Source organism: Streptomyces sp. HPF1205 (assembly GCF_020400825.1).
Lineage (GTDB): Bacteria > Actinomycetota > Actinomycetes > Streptomycetales > Streptomycetaceae > Actinacidiphila.
Window position 1 is genome coordinate 1 of sequence record NZ_JAINVH010000036.1, and the last position, 13,738, is coordinate 13,738.

Below are 13,738 nucleotides of genomic sequence, written 5' to 3' on the forward strand. Positions count from 1 at the left end.
TGAAAAGTGGACCAGTAGCGACGCTTGAAAGTTGACCCCTCCAAGGGGTCTGGCTCGTTGAGCCAGGCCGGGAGGAGTGGTGATCAGCGTGGAGGACTGGGCAGAGATCCGTCGGCTTCACCGGGCCGAGCACATGCCGGTGCGGGCGATCGCGAGGAAGCTGGGGATTGCGAGGAACACCGTCCGCAGGGCGATCGCGGACGACGCGCCGCCGAAGTACCAGCGGGCGCCGAAGGGCTCGATCGTGGACGCGGTCGAGCCGCAGATCCGCGAGCTGCTCGAGCGGTGGCCCGAGATGCCGGCGACGGTGATTGCCGAGCGGATCGGCTGGGACCGGGGCCTGACCGTGCTCAAGGACCGCGTCCGCGACTTGCGGCCGGCCTATCGGCCTGCGGATCCGGCCTCACGAACGGTCTATGAGCCGGGCGAGATCGGCCAGTGCGACCTGTGGTTCCCGCCCGCCGACATCCCGCTGGGCTTCGGCCAGATCGGGCGGCCACCGGTGCTGGTGATGGTCGCGGGCTACTCACGGTGGATCACCGCACGGATGCTGCCCTCAAAGTCGGCCGCCGACCTGATCGCCGGACACTGGCGGCTGCTGACCGAACTGGGAGCCGTCCCCAGGGCGCTGGTCTGGGACAACGAGGGCGCCGTCGGCTCATGGCGGCCGGGTGGTCCCCAACTCACGGAAGAGTGCGCCGCATTCGCGGGACTGCTCGGCATCAAGTTCCTGCTCTGCAAGCCCCGGGACCCAGAGGCCAAGGGCCTGGTCGAGCGAGCCAACGGCTATCTGGAGACGTCGTTCCTGCCAGGGCGGGTGTTCACCTCGCCCGCAGACTTCAACATCCAGCTCGCCGACTGGCTGACCAGAGCGAACCGGCGTATTCACCGCACCTTGCAGGCCCGCCCCTCGGACCGGCTGGAGGCCGACCGCTCCCGCATGCTCGCCCTGCCGTCGATCGCTCCACCAGGCTGGTGGAAGGCATCGCTGCGGCTGCCACGGGATCACTATGTCCGCCTGGACACCTGCGACTACTCGGTCCACCCACTGGCCGTCGGGCGCCGCATCGAGGTCGCCGCCGACCTGGACCAGGTCCTGGTGACCTGCGACGGAGTCGAGGTCGCCCGTCATGCCCGCAGCTGGGCCCGCCATCAGACCATCACCGACCCCGATCATGCGGCGGCTGCCGCAGCAGCCCGCAAGGCAGCCGTCGGCAAGAAGGCGGCACCGACGCCGGTCACAGTCGAAGAACGGCCGCTGGACACCTATGACCGGATCTTCGGCGTCATCGACGGCGGCCTCAGCACCGGCGAGGGAGTCGCGTGATGGCCACCAAACAGACGGTGAACAGCCGTGATGGCTCCTCCGAACTTGCTTATCTGACCGAGGCGATGAAGGCTCCGGCTCTGCGGGATGCGGCTGTCCGGCTCGCCGAGCGGGACCGGGACGAGGGCTGGAGCCACGAGGAATATCTGGCCGCCTGCCTGCAGCGTGAGGTCGCCGCCCGTGATTCCCATGGCGCCGAGGGACGCATTCGGGCGGCCCGCTTCCCCTCCCGCAAGTCGCTGGAAGACTTCGACTTCGACCACCAGCGGTCCGTGAAACGCGAGGTCATCGCCCACCTGGGGACGCTGGACTTCGTTGTCGGCAAGGAGAACGTCATCTTCCTCGGGCCGCCCGGCACCGGCAAGACCCACCTGGCCACTGGGCTCGGCATCCGGGCTTGCCAGGCCGGCCACCGGGTGGCCTTCGCCACCGCCGCCCAGTGGGTGACCCGCCTTGCCGAGGCCCACCAAGCGGGCAGACTCAGTGACGAGTTGGCCCGGCTGGGCCGAATCCCGCTGATCGTCGTTGACGAGGTCGGCTACATCCCCTTCGAACCCGAGGCGGCGAACCTCTTCTTTCAGTTCATCTCTGGCCGTTACGAACGTGCCTCGGTGATCGTGACCGGCAACAAGCCGTTCGGCAAAGCGCACATGTTCCGGCGAACACGTGCGAGGCAGCGCCTGAACAGCACGGGTTCAAAATGAAGGGAACGTCACGGAGCCGCACATATCCTGCAGACTGTGACCGCGATATACGTGCTGGACGGCAGCCAGATCAGGACTTTGGAAGACTTCTGGCGAGTCATCGGTGAGGCGATCAACGGCCCCGGTGGCTACTTCGGTAGAAATCTCGACGCCTTCGCCGACTGCCTCAGCGGTGGTTTCGGGGCGCCCGACGACGATGACTACGTGGTTGAGTGGCGGGACCATCAGGTGTCTCGCGGGTATCTGGGCTATCCAGAGACGGCTCGCCAGTTGCAGATCCGCCTGTCGCGCTGCCACCCCACGAACCGCCCAGCGGTCAGGGCCGATCTGGCCGCGGCGCGTGAAGAGCGCGGAACGACCGTCTTCGACTGGTTGATCGAGATCTTCGAAGATCGCGCCCCTGGCGTCCTGCGGCTTCAGTGATGGTGGACGCCCCGCTCCTCACCGCCTTCCATTCGTCCCTCGTCGACGCGGTCGGCGAGGAAGATCAGGGTGGCTTGCGGGCCCATGCCGAAGGCGGCGGCGACCAGCTTGGGGTCCATGGTGTTCACGAGGTCGAGGAGGCGGGTGCTGCGGATCATCCTGGGTGGGTAGCCACAGTCGTCAAGGACATGGGAAAGATAGGCAGTTGAGGCCGGGCTTCGCCCGGCCTTGGTTCCTTTGGTGACCATAACGTGCGGGTTGGCCGTCGGCCATGCTTCGCGGTGGGCCAGGCAGCGTTGCAGCACCGTCCAGGAGGCGGGATCCAGCGGGACGGTATGGGGTCGCTTGCCGAGCCGGACCGTCTGAGCCACCGCGTCGATGTCGGTGCTCTGCAGCATCCGGACCTCGGTGCTGGAGGCACCATGCAGTAGAGCGAGCATGCCGAGCAGAGCCTCGTGCGGGTGAACCTGATCGTCAGTCCTCCAGCGGCGAAAGAGCTCACGCTGCTGGTCAATCGTGAGAGTCCGGCCGCAGAAGCCGTTCCGTTCCTTCACGATCAGAGTGCGGGTCGGGTCGATCAACACGATGTGCTTGGAGCGGGCAAAGCGGAAGAACTGCCGCAGCACCACCAGACGGCGCTTGCGGGCCTTGGGCAAGGGGGCCACGAAGGCTTCGACATCCTGCACGTCGACCAGAGCCCAGTCGTCCTTGCCGCGCTGCTCAGTGAGGAAGCGGGCCAGGTCACGCAAGATGCTCAAGGCGGCTTCCAGGGTGTGGTTGCTGCGGGGGCGGGTGCCGGCCCGGCGGGCCCGGTCCTGGGCCCGCATGCGAGAGGCGTCGAAAGCGGCCACGGCCGGCCTGAGCGGTTCTGGGACGGCGCCGATGCGGCGCTTGCGCCGCCCGGCGGCAAGCCGTTCGGCCTGGTCAGTGGGCAGGGCCAGGCCGCGATGGGTGAAGAAGTCCTCAAGCGCGCGGGCGAAGGTGCCCATCGATCGTCCTGGTCGACGCGACCGTTCCAGAAGCGCCTGGGGTGAGTTGGAGTGCTCGTCCTGCAGGAGGCTGCCGAGGTCGGTGATCAGGCTGCAGGCCCTGGAGACGCAGAAGCGGGCCGCAACATGCCCAACGAAGTCGTCCAGCCACGCGGGCGGGTTCGCGAGTTGGTCGCGGAGGTGTTCGCCGCGGATGAAGGGGCGACCGGGGTGTTTCTGCCAGCAGGCTGAGCACAGGCCCAGGCCAGCATGCCGTCGCAGTTGCCCGCACTCGCGGCAGCTCCGCGGGGGCTGCTTGTCCTGCCGGGGCCGGGAGCAATGTCCGCACCAGCCGGTCTCCTCGCGGAGATATCCCTGCCTGCCACAGCGAGGGCAGGGCTGCTGGTCGGCGAGCCGCTCGGCCTTGCGCCGGCAGACTCCGCAGAACCGGTTATGGGCCGCACGGATCGAATGACCGCACTGTTCGCAGACGCGCGAGCAAGTGATGCAGCGGCCGGTGTCCTTGTGGAGCACGCGGTCCTTGCCGCAGGACGGGCATGCCGTCTTCGATGCCTGTTCCTCTATCCGGCGCCAACACCGGCAGCAGTGCTGGCGATCGAGATAGCCGACTGGGCCACCACAGGTGACGCAGTCGCGTTGTTTCTTGCCCATCGTGACGACCGCCAGTCACAGAGGCGGCATCGACCGGCCCCGGGCGGAGACGGCTTTCGGGAGGTCGGCGACGGGACGAGGTGGCGTGATGGGCCGCTCGACGGGAGCGGTGTCGACCTCGATCAGGTCGTTGGGAGTGCACTCCAGCGCGGTGCACAACGCGGCCAACGTGGTCATCTTCACCTGCGAGGGCTCCTTGCTGAACAGCGCGGACACCGACGCCGAGGACAACTCCAGGCCCGCCTTCTCCGCCAGCAGCCTCCGCAGCTCGGTCCCGGTCCACACCTCGCGCTGGGCGGCGGCCATCCTCAGCCGCCATCGGATCTTCATGCCGTGGTGTCCTTCCCGGTCAGCTCCGCCAGAGTGCTGGCGACCGCCCGCTGATAGGCATCCTCGATGAACGTCGCGGATGGCCGGACATACCGCATCGTCGAACTGACGGTCCAGTGACCAAGCATCTGCTGGATCGTCACAAGGTCGACGCCGCGTTCGTAGTTGTGGGTCGCGCAAGCCCTCCGCAGGGCATGCGGGCTGAACCTCGCGGCTGGCGGGCGTCCTTCGAGTTCCATCAGATGGCGGAGCCGGTTGCGGATAGTCCCGCGATGCAGGGCGCCGCCGGACTCATCCGCGAACAGCACAGGCGAGTTGGGAAACTTGGGCCGCACGTCGTCGAGGAACCATCGCAGCACCAGGTCCAGGCCGTCGAGCATGGGCACCCAGCGCGGACGCGGCCCGGAGGTGTGGGCTCCCTTGCCGAAGCGAACATGGAGCTTGCCGAAAGGACCGCGGGTGAAGTGCACGTCCGGCTTGTCCAGCAGCGATGCCTCCTCCGAGCGGAGTCCGGCGTGATACAGCGTCCGGAACATCGCACAGTCCCTCGCTGCGGGCCCGTACTTCCTGGCGGTGGCGATCCGCTGCTTCATGAAGTCGAAGAACTCCGCCACCCGCTCCGGCGTCGGCGGCGGCACCAAGGCCGGGCAATCGTCGCCGACATGCCGGGAAGCGTTGAACTCGTCGACCTGGCAGACCAGCCGGGCGCCGAACGCGGCCTCGATCTCGGCCGCCTTGCGGGCTTGCAGGAACCGGTGGAACCCCTTGAGGACCTGGACATACTCGCGACGCGTCGAGGTCTTGCGGCCCTTCACGGCGAGGTCGCCGACGACTCGGTCGATGTCCTCCGGGGTCACCTCCCACGCAGGCCGACCCAACGCGGCCAGCGTCCGCTCCAGAAGACCGATGTCGTTGTCGATGGTCACCGGGCTGAACCCGCGGGCCCGCCACGAAGCGACGAACGCGTCGACGCATGCGGTCTGGAACTGCCACGGATCCGTGACCAGCGGCTCCTGCGGAACGGCCCCGCTCGCGATGACCTGGAGTCTCGCCTCGGCCATCGGCACACCTTCCTCGCACCTGAATGGTTAAGGCAGCACCTTGAAAACCGGGGAGCCACCGCGAGAAGCAACGAGGACAGCAGGAACAGGAAACGGGCAGGCGGCAGCAGCAACTCTCGTGAGGGAACAAGTGCCAGCCCCAGATGAATGGGGACAAGCGTTCGGCGACGAGGTTCTGGCCACCGCCATCCTCGACCGGCTCCCGCACCACTGCGAAGTCGTCTCGATCAACGGCAACAGCTACCGGCTCAAGAACCGCCTCCAGGCCATCAAACGGGACACCGACGTGGCCTGAGCAGTGGTGCACACAACTTCGTACCGGTGGTGCACTCAAACGAGTACGCGGACAGCACCGATCCGAAGTGGGCGACCGTGCTGGTGCGGGCCCTGCTGGTCCTGACCAATCGGGAAGTCGCCCGCCGACCGGCGATCTCCACCGAAGTCACCGGCCCACCACCAGCGTGAACACCCCGACACCGACACACACCAGGCATGTGACCTGCTCCTTCACGATGCACACCGCCCACTGCGGTGAACGCCCGGGGTCCGGTCCGCGCTGGTGAACGTGATTTCGGCGACCATCCGCACGGCCCACTGCCTCGGGGCGTGAGTGCTCCTGGCGGCCACCGGAGGGATGCATCCAGCCGCACATGCTGACAGTGGCGTCGGGAACATGCCCTAGGATGCTGACATGAGCGTCGGCAAATGGTGTCGGCTCTTCGCCCGATCCGTGGAGTGATGTCAGAGATGTTTACGGTGATGAACCGGATCCCCGTTCCGGCGGCGGCTGCCTCTGGGTTCGAGGAGCAGTTCGCGGCGAGCATGGGTGCGCACCTGTCCGAGGAGGCGTTCACCGCCTGGAGGACGTCGGCTTCCTTCCGCGCCGCGCACCGGTCCTCGTCGCCGGGCATGGCCGGCGAGGTGGAGTCCTTCGAGACCGTCGTCGCCGTCGGCGCCTGAGCGAACGGGTCACCCACGTGTTCCTCGCCCTGCGCGACCTGCGGTTCGCCCGCGGTCGCTTCGCTCTCATCGGTGCCGTCGTCGCCATGATCGCGGTCCTCGGCGTCATCCTGTCCGGCCTGGCCTCCGGTCTGGCCGACTCCGGCATCTCCGCGCTGCGCGGTCTGCCGGTGTCCCATCTGGCTTTCGACGAGTCCGCCTCCGGTGAGCTGTTCTCCCGCTCCACCGTCACTCAGGGCACCTGGCAGAAGTGGGCTGCGCAGCCGGGCGTGCGCAAGGCCGAGCCGCTGGGCCAGCAGCTCATCCACGCCCAGCTGGCCGGCCCCGGTGCCAAGCAGCTGGACCTGGCGGTCTTCGGGGTCGAGCCCACCGGCTTCCTCGCCCCGTCGCCGACCTCGGGCAAGCCGCTGTCCGAGGCGGGCGCCGACGGTGTCCTGATCAGCAAGGACATCGTCAAGGAAGGCGTCCACGTCGGCGATCGGCTCACCGTCGGCCAGACCGGCACGCCGGTGACCGTCGTCGGCACCATCGGCCACGCCTCCTTCGGCCATGTCGGCGCCGTCTACGCGCCTCTGCCGCTGTGGCAGAAGCTGCGCTACGGCCTGCCCGGCAAGGTCCCGGCCGCAGCAGCACGGCAGGCCACCGTCGTGGCCCTGCAACTGGCCTCCTCGGCCGACACCGCCGCGATCGACAGGAAGCTGGGTACCAAGACCGTCGACCGCGCCGGTGCCTACGCCGCCTCCCCCGGCTACACCGCCGAATCCAGCACCATGACCCTGATCCGCGGATTCCTGTACGCCATCTCCGCCCTGGTCGTCGGCGCCTTCTTCACGGTCTGGACCATTCAGCGACGCCAGGAGATCGCCCTGCTCAAGGCGATGGGCGCGAGCACCGGATACATCCTGCGCGACGCCCTCGCCCAGGTCACCGCCATCCTGCTGGCCGGCACCGTCGCCGGTACCGCCGTCGGTCTGGCCCTGGGCGGGGCCATGAACGGCTCCGCCCCGTTCTCCCTGCAGACCGGCCAGGTCACCCTGGCCGGAATCCTGCTGATCGTCCTCGGCCTGGCCGGCGCCGCCGCCGCGGTCCGCCGCGTCACCAAGGTGCAGGCCCTCACCGCCCTGGGAGCCAACCGATGACCCGTCCCGCGCCCACGACATCCGCCGAAGCGGACGACGCCACCGCGGCTCCCGCGCTGCGCATGACCGGCGTCACACTCCGCCTGGGCTCCGACGAGCAGCAGGTCACCGCCCTGGACCAGGTCACCCTTGCCGTCACCGCGGGAGAGTTCCTCGCGGTCACCGGCCCCTCCGGCTCCGGCAAGTCCAGCCTGCTGGCTGTCGCGGGCGGCCTGCAGACGCCCACAGAAGGCACCGTCCACGTCGCCGGCGCCGACCTGACCACCCTCACCGAACGCCGGCGCACCGCCCACCGACGCCAACACATCGGCTACGTCTTCCAGAACGCCAACCTGATGGCCTCCCTCACCGCCGTCGAGCAACTCCTTCTGCCCGCCCACCTCGCCGGGCGGCTCGACAACGCTGCCCGCACCCGCGCCGCCGAACTCCTGGAAGCGGTAGGCATGGCCCACCGCGCCGACCGCCGCCCCCACCAGATGTCGGGCGGCGAACGCCAGCGCATCGGCCTGGCCCGGGCACTCGTCCTGTCCCCCGTGGTCCTCCTGGTCGACGAGCCCACCTCCGCCCTGGACCGGGCCCGGGCCCGCGATGTCGCCGACCTCCTGGCCGAGCAGACCCGCAAGAACAACACGGCCACCGTCATGGTCACCCACGACACGGAGATACTGGACGCAGCAGACCGCGTCCTGACCCTCCGCGACGGTCGTCTCATCTGATCACCAGCACGAAAGGCCCGTCGGCACCATGCCCAAGATCAGCGCCGCAACCGTTCCTGAGCACCGCGCCCAGCAGCGGGCGGCGCTGATCCGCGCAGCCGTCGACATCCTCGCCGACCAGGGCGCCACCGCCGTCACCCCGGCAGCCGTCACCGCACGCGCCGGCCTCGCCCGCCCCAGCTTCTACCAGTACTTCCCCTCCAGCGCCTCCCTGCTCGCAGCCATCGTGGAAGACGCCTTCACCGCCGCCGACACCGCCATGGCCCGGGCACTGGACACCGCGAGCGACCCCCGCGCCCGCATCGACGCCTTCGTCCGCACCGAACTCCACCTCGCCGCCCAAGGACTGCACCGCCCCGCCGCAGCCCTCATGCGCGCCGACCTCCCCACCGAATGCCGCGACCGCGTCCACGAACTCCACCACCGCCACCACACCCCCCTCATCACCGCCATCGCGGACCTCAGCGCCACCGACCCCGACCTCACCGCCCAACTGATCGGCGGACTCCTCCAAGCCGCCATGACCGCCGTCGGCCAAGGCACCGACCCCGACCGCACCGCCACCCGCACTCTTGCCCTCATCCACCAGGGCCTCCAGGGGAAGCCACGGACCTGAGAGATCGGCGCCGGCGATCACGATGGTGGGAAGGCCGGGCCGAATGCACTCTCTGGAAAATGATTCAGCGCGCCTGGCGGCCTGTGCCCACCCGGGTCGCCGCTGAGGCCGGGGCGATCGCGACAGTCCACTCTCCCGGCCGGACATCCCGTTGGTACCGCGCCACCAGTAGGTACCTCCCCGTCGGCAGGGGAGGCACCTTACCGGGCGGCACGGCACCACCATCGCTCAGTCCGCGGCGACGACCGTCGTCCAGTCCAGTCCGCCGTGCGCGCCGACCGGGGGTGCGAAGCCGCCGCCGGGGAGGCCGGCGAAGAACTTCAGGCCGCCGTGACGGGTGGCGGCGTAGAGGTCCGCGATCCCGTCGCCGTTGGCGTCGCCGCTGCTGAGGATGCGCGGATAGCGGGCGGCCGTGAAGCCCTTGCCCACCGCCGTCCGCTCGGCGGGAGCGGCGAGCGTGCCGTCGGCGTTGCCCGCGGCCAGGGTGAGCGTGCCGGAGTCGTCGTCACGGATGAGGATGTCGGGTATGCCGTCGCCGGTCATGTCACCGGGGGTGATCACCGTGCTGCGGTCGAGCCCGCTGGCCAGGACGGTGGAGGTCATTCCTCCGAACCGGCCTGCCCAGCGCAGGAGTTGGCCGTTCTCCACGGTGAGGATGTCCTGGAAGCGGGTGGAGGTGCCCTCGCTGCCCGAGGTGCCGTGCAGGATCTGCTTGGCCGCCGTCCAGTTGGTGCCGTCGGCGCGTTCCCAAGGGCCTGTTGTCGATCCGCGGGTGCCGAAGTCGCCGAGGCCGTTGTTCGGGACCCCCGTGACGTAGCCGGTGCCGCTGATCCGCAACATGTCCTGGTAGCCGTCGTAGGTGAGGTCACCGTCGCGGAGCACGCTGCCCCGGTCCCACCCGTCGCCGGTGTCCGCGTACGTGACCGCTTTCTTGAAGGTGCCGTCGCCCTTCCCGTACAGCACGTACAGCTTGCCGTCGGTACCGGTGGCCAGCAGATCGGCTTTCCCGTCGCCGTTGAGGTCCCCGGCCTTGTCCGGTTTCGCGGCGGGGGCCACGGAGAAGGTGTACTGGACGGCCCCCGAGACGTTCCCCGCCCGGTCCACGCTCTGAACGTCGAGGACGTTGGTCCCCCACTGGGTGGGCGTCAGTTTCACCTTCGCGGTGCCGTCGGGACCCACCGGCACCGAGGCGTTGCCGTCGACCGCGAGGTCGCTGTCGAGCGCGTACTCGAAGCGGACGGTGTCCTGCGAGCCGGGCCCGGACACCTTGAAGGTGAACGTCCCGGTGGTGCGGACCGGTGGCGCCGGCGCCGTGGAGCCGTCCGGTGGAAAGACCTTGGACGTGATGACCGGTGCGGCGGGCGGCGTGAGGTCGACGACGAAATGGCAGTCGCCGGACCAGTCCGAGGCCGTCCCCGACCGGTCGACGTCACGGGCGCGCCAGGTGTACGTGACCCCGTCCGCGAAGTCCGCCGCCGGCAGTACCAGTTGCCTGGTGCCGCCGCCGTATCCGGAGGCGGTGACGTCGTACGGCGCGGATCCGTCGCCCGGCTGGACGGCGAATTCGGTGTCGTACCAGACTGACGGATTTCCGTTCGACGTCGCCGAGAAGGTGATTCCCTCGCCGCCGATTCTCCCGACGTATCCGTAAGGCCGGCTCGCCCCACAACCCTCGCTGTCCGCCCCGCCCACGGGCGCGGGGCTGATGCTGAGCCCGCTCGGCGCCGGCGTGAGGCCGTCGGCCGCCTCGGCCGCGGCCGGGACCGCCGCGAACGCGCCGCCGAGCAGCAAGGTGGCCGCCGCGCCGACGGCCGCCCGCCTGAATCCGCGCATACCTGACTGTGTCGCTGTCATCCATCCCCCCAGGTGACCGGCGCGGTGTGCGGTTCCCCGCCGGTGTCCGACAGGCGCTCGTCGGTGACGACGCCCCGCTGATCAATGTTTGCCGGGGGTCCGACAACGACGACGGGATCCGGTCACTCGGCCGCGGCCGCCGCAACGTCCCCCCTCGAATCTGCGTACCGAACCCGAGAATCATCTGGCCCGCCCCCGGCGGTGGCCGGACCGCGGCAAGCGACGGCCGCGTCGGACGGCATCGGCGCCCCGGGGCGGGCCGGGTCGGCAGGTGTGCGGCCTTCGCCCGGGCGTCCGGCAGCCCTCACGGCAGGCGTGGGGCGTCATCAGCCACGGTCACGGGCGTACGGTTCCCTATCCTTGTCCTTGTCGGGCAGCCGAAGGGGACGCGGGGAGAGGCGGGCGTCGTGCACGTGGACGGGACGATGCGTGACAGGCTCAGGACGATTCCGGTGTTCGTGGGCGTGGACGCGACCGCAGGCCGCTTCGAGGACGACGGTCCTGCGGACAACCCGCTGCCCGCGATCGGCGAGTGGATCTTCGCGGCTGCCGCGGCCGGACAGCTGGAACCGCACGCCATGAGCCTGTGCACGGTCGACGCGTCGGGGGTTCCGTCCAGCAGGGTCCTCATCGTCAAGGACATCGACGACGAGCACCTGTACTTCGCGACCCCCTCCGACAGTCGCAAGGGCCTGGACATCGCGGCGAATCCCCACGTGTCCGCCCATTTCCACTGGCCCCTCGTCGGGCGGCAGATACGGATCGTGGGAACCGCGGCCGACCAAGGCCGCGCCGCCTCCGAGGACGACTTCGCCGAACGGGGCCGCGGCTCCCGGCTCGCCGCTCACCTGCACCGGCCCGGTCCCCTCCCGGACCGGCGTACCGCCCTCGCCGAGTTCGACCGCCTCGGCTCCCGTTACGGGGACGAGGTGCCGTGTCCGCCCACCTGGACGCTCTACGCCATTACCCCCGCCGAGGTGGAGTTCTGGGAGGCGAGCGCCGACCGGGTCCACCACCGGCTGGTCTACCGCAGGGACACACGCCACGCGGCCTGGCGGCGCGAGCTGCTCTGGCCTTGAGCCTGTCGTTCGGCCGGTTCGCCGGGATTCGATGCCGGCCTTGTGGTGCGCCGGTCGCTGGTGTGCCGCGTTGCCGGTGAGGACGCGTGCCACCTCGTGCCGGGCCGCGGTCGCCGGTTCCTCGAGCCGGCCCGGCGCCTGTCCGCGCGTGCCGAAGATCGTCGCACCACTCTTCCCTCACCCCGGGACCACCGCTCCCGGCGTGGCTGCGGCGCGAGGTGAGGAGATGGGCCCAGCACGGACATGAGCGCGTCATCGGGCGGAAACACCCGGTCCCTAATTTCTGTCGCCCGACAGGAATTCGGCACAGAGGGTACCCATGACCGCCACCGCACCTTCAGACATCGGCTCGCAACCCACCGACGACCGCCGGGACGCCGCGGCGCTGGCCGGCTTCGGCTACCGGCAGGAACTGCACCGCAGCATGGGCAGGTACGCGTCCTTCGCGGCCGGTTTCTCGTTCATCTCGGTCCTGACCACCGTCTTCCAGTTCTTCGCCTTCGGCTACTCCTTCGGCGGCCCCCGCTTCTTCTGGACCTGGCCGGCCGTGCTGCTGGGCCAGTTGCTGGTGGCGGCGTGCTTCGCCGAACTCGCCGCCCGCTACCCGCTGTCCGGCGCCGTTTACCAATGGGCGAGCCGGCTCGGCAACGCGGTCTTCGGCTGGTACGCGGGCTGGATCATGGTGCTCGGCCAGATCGTGGTGGTGGCCGCCGCCGCGCTGGCCCTGCAGGTGGTGCTGCCCGCGGTGTGGTCCGGCTTCCAGCTGGTCGGCACGGACACCTCGCCGGTCTCCGCCGACGGCGCCGCCAACGCGGCGGTGCTCGGCATCGCCCTGCTGACACTGACCACGGTGGTCAACCTGCTGGACAACAGGGTGATGTCGGTGGTGAACCGGGTCGGGGTCACCGCGGAGATCGCCGGCGCGGTGCTGATCGTCGTGCTGCTGTTCACACACGCCGGCCGGGGTCCCTCGGTGACCGTGCACGGCGGGGGCGGCGCGTCGGCGGTGTTCGTCGGATCGTTCGCGGCCGCGTACGTGATGATCGGCTTCGACAGCGCGGGAGAGATGAGCGAGGAGACCCGCCACCCGCGGCGGGTCGCCCCCCGTACCGTCCTGTGGGCGCTGGCCTCGGCCGGCCTCCTGGCGTCCCTGCTGGTACTGGCCGGGCTGCTGGCCGCGCCGAGCCTGACCGACGGGCACCTGGGCAGGGACGGCCTGTCGTACGTCCTGACCAGCAGGCTCGGTGGAACGCTGGGCCGGGTGCTGCTGTGCGACGTGGCAATGGCGGTCGCCGTGGCCACGCTCGCCATCCAGACGTCGGCGACCCGCATGATCTTCTCCATGGCGCGCGACCGCGCGCTGCCGTTCTCCCGGACACTGGGCCGGGTCTCCCCGAGCACCGGCCAGCCGGCCGCGCCCGTCGTGGTGGTCGGTGTCCTGTCCGCCGCCCTGCTCGTGCTCAGTTTCGCCTCCCCCGAGGCGTGGCTGGCCATCGGCACCACGTGCATCGTGATGCTCTACCTGGCGTACGCGATGGTCACCGGTCCTCAGCTGGTGCGCCGCCTGCGTGGCCAACTGCCCTCGGGAACCGACGAGTCCGGGAAACCGCTGTTCTCCCTCGGCCGCTGGGGCGTGCCCGTCAACGCCCTCGCCCTCGTGTACGGCCTGGCCATGGCGGTGAACCTCGCCTGGCCCCGCGCCGCCGTCTACGACCCCGCCGGCGGCCACTGGTACTTCCAGTGGTTCTCGCCACTGTTCGTGGCCGGAAGCCTCGCCGTCGGCCTCGCCTGGCGGACGCTCCGGCTGCGCCGGGCGCGGCCGTCCGCGGAGGCGGCCGCGCTGCCGGAGGCGGCGGGGTAGAAGGGGCAGGGCCGGCGGCACGTCCCGT

At 69.9% G+C, this 13,738-nt stretch carries 14 protein-coding genes and 1 pseudogene; 11 read left to right on the forward strand and 4 right to left on the reverse strand.

Annotated elements, in window-relative coordinates; translation table 11 throughout:
* Window positions 1-79: 79 nt before the first annotated feature.
* The 3 genes from istA to K7G61_RS29685 are packed head-to-tail and all read left to right on the forward strand — an operon-like array spanning window position 80 to window position 2,454.
* Window positions 80-1,327 (forward strand): IS21 family transposase, encoded by a 1,248-nt coding sequence (gene istA / locus K7G61_RS29675; protein WP_225850140.1) that lies wholly within the window; start codon window positions 80-82, stop codon window positions 1,325-1,327.
* The gene (gene istB / locus K7G61_RS29680; protein WP_308190737.1) at window positions 1,327-2,031 is read left to right on the forward strand and encodes an IS21-like element helper ATPase IstB; all 705 of its coding nucleotides are present in this window, start codon (window positions 1,327-1,329) and stop codon (window positions 2,029-2,031) included. The genes istA and istB overlap by 1 nt, the downstream gene beginning before the upstream one ends.
* A gap of 36 nt (window positions 2,032-2,067) precedes the next feature.
* Window positions 2,068-2,454 (forward strand): barstar family protein, encoded by a 387-nt coding sequence (locus K7G61_RS29685; protein ID WP_225850141.1) that lies wholly within the window; start codon window positions 2,068-2,070, stop codon window positions 2,452-2,454.
* On the opposite strand, the gene K7G61_RS29690 is transcribed toward K7G61_RS29685, so the two are convergent.
* The 3 genes from K7G61_RS29690 to K7G61_RS29700 form a co-directional block, all read right to left on the reverse strand.
* Window positions 2,448-3,443 (reverse strand): site-specific integrase, encoded by a 996-nt coding sequence (locus tag K7G61_RS29690; RefSeq protein ID WP_225850142.1) that lies wholly within the window; start codon window positions 3,441-3,443, stop codon window positions 2,448-2,450. The two genes, K7G61_RS29685 and K7G61_RS29690, sit on opposite strands and share 7 nt — an antisense overlap.
* Window positions 3,444-4,109: 666 nt before the next feature.
* Window positions 4,110-4,424: a helix-turn-helix transcriptional regulator gene (locus K7G61_RS29695; protein ID WP_225850143.1), complete on the reverse strand. Its 315-nt coding sequence runs from the start codon at window positions 4,422-4,424 to the stop codon at window positions 4,110-4,112.
* Window positions 4,421-5,485 carry a tyrosine-type recombinase/integrase gene (locus tag K7G61_RS29700; RefSeq protein ID WP_225850144.1) on the reverse strand — a complete coding sequence of 355 codons (1,065 nt, stop codon included), beginning with the start codon at window positions 5,483-5,485 and terminating at the stop codon, window positions 4,421-4,423. The genes K7G61_RS29695 and K7G61_RS29700 overlap by 4 nt, the downstream gene beginning before the upstream one ends.
* 145 nt (window positions 5,486-5,630) lie before the next feature.
* Here K7G61_RS29700 and K7G61_RS29705 point away from each other — a divergent pair.
* From K7G61_RS29705 to K7G61_RS29735, 6 genes and pseudogenes are all read left to right on the forward strand, one after another.
* Window positions 5,631-5,780, forward strand: a pseudogene (locus K7G61_RS29705) (ATP-binding protein); the annotation flags it as partial.
* A gap of 26 nt (window positions 5,781-5,806) precedes the next feature.
* Window positions 5,807-5,950, forward strand: a complete 144-nt coding sequence (locus tag K7G61_RS29710) for a hypothetical protein (protein ID WP_225850145.1) — start codon at window positions 5,807-5,809, stop codon at window positions 5,948-5,950.
* Between the two features lie 273 nt (window positions 5,951-6,223).
* Entirely contained in the window at window positions 6,224-6,445 is a 222-nt protein-coding gene (locus K7G61_RS29715) for an antibiotic biosynthesis monooxygenase (protein WP_225850146.1), read from the forward strand.
* 17 nt (window positions 6,446-6,462) lie between these two features.
* Window positions 6,463-7,584, forward strand: a complete 1,122-nt coding sequence (locus K7G61_RS36665) for an FtsX-like permease family protein (protein ID WP_308190738.1) — start codon at window positions 6,463-6,465, stop codon at window positions 7,582-7,584.
* Window positions 7,581-8,300: an ABC transporter ATP-binding protein gene (locus K7G61_RS29730; protein ID WP_374204287.1), complete on the forward strand. Its 720-nt coding sequence runs from the start codon at window positions 7,581-7,583 to the stop codon at window positions 8,298-8,300. Before K7G61_RS36665 ends, K7G61_RS29730 begins: the two co-directional genes overlap by 4 nt.
* Window positions 8,301-8,328: 28 nt before the next feature.
* Window positions 8,329-8,916, forward strand: a complete 588-nt coding sequence (locus K7G61_RS29735; protein ID WP_225850147.1) for a TetR/AcrR family transcriptional regulator — start codon at window positions 8,329-8,331, stop codon at window positions 8,914-8,916.
* Between the two features lie 228 nt (window positions 8,917-9,144).
* Here K7G61_RS29735 and K7G61_RS29740 read toward each other — a convergent pair whose 3' ends face one another.
* Complete coding sequence (locus tag K7G61_RS29740) at window positions 9,145-10,749, reverse strand: VCBS repeat-containing protein (protein ID WP_225850148.1); 1,605 nt, start codon at window positions 10,747-10,749, stop codon at window positions 9,145-9,147.
* A 446-nt stretch (window positions 10,750-11,195) separates the two neighbouring features.
* Here K7G61_RS29740 and K7G61_RS29745 point away from each other — a divergent pair, with 446 nt between their 5' ends.
* Window positions 11,196-11,849 (forward strand): pyridoxal 5'-phosphate synthase, encoded by a 654-nt coding sequence (locus tag K7G61_RS29745; protein ID WP_225850149.1) that lies wholly within the window; start codon window positions 11,196-11,198, stop codon window positions 11,847-11,849.
* 319 nt (window positions 11,850-12,168) lie between these two features.
* Window positions 12,169-13,710, forward strand: a complete 1,542-nt coding sequence (locus tag K7G61_RS29750) for an amino acid permease (RefSeq protein WP_225850150.1) — start codon at window positions 12,169-12,171, stop codon at window positions 13,708-13,710.
* The last annotated feature ends 28 nt before the right edge of the window (window positions 13,711-13,738 follow it).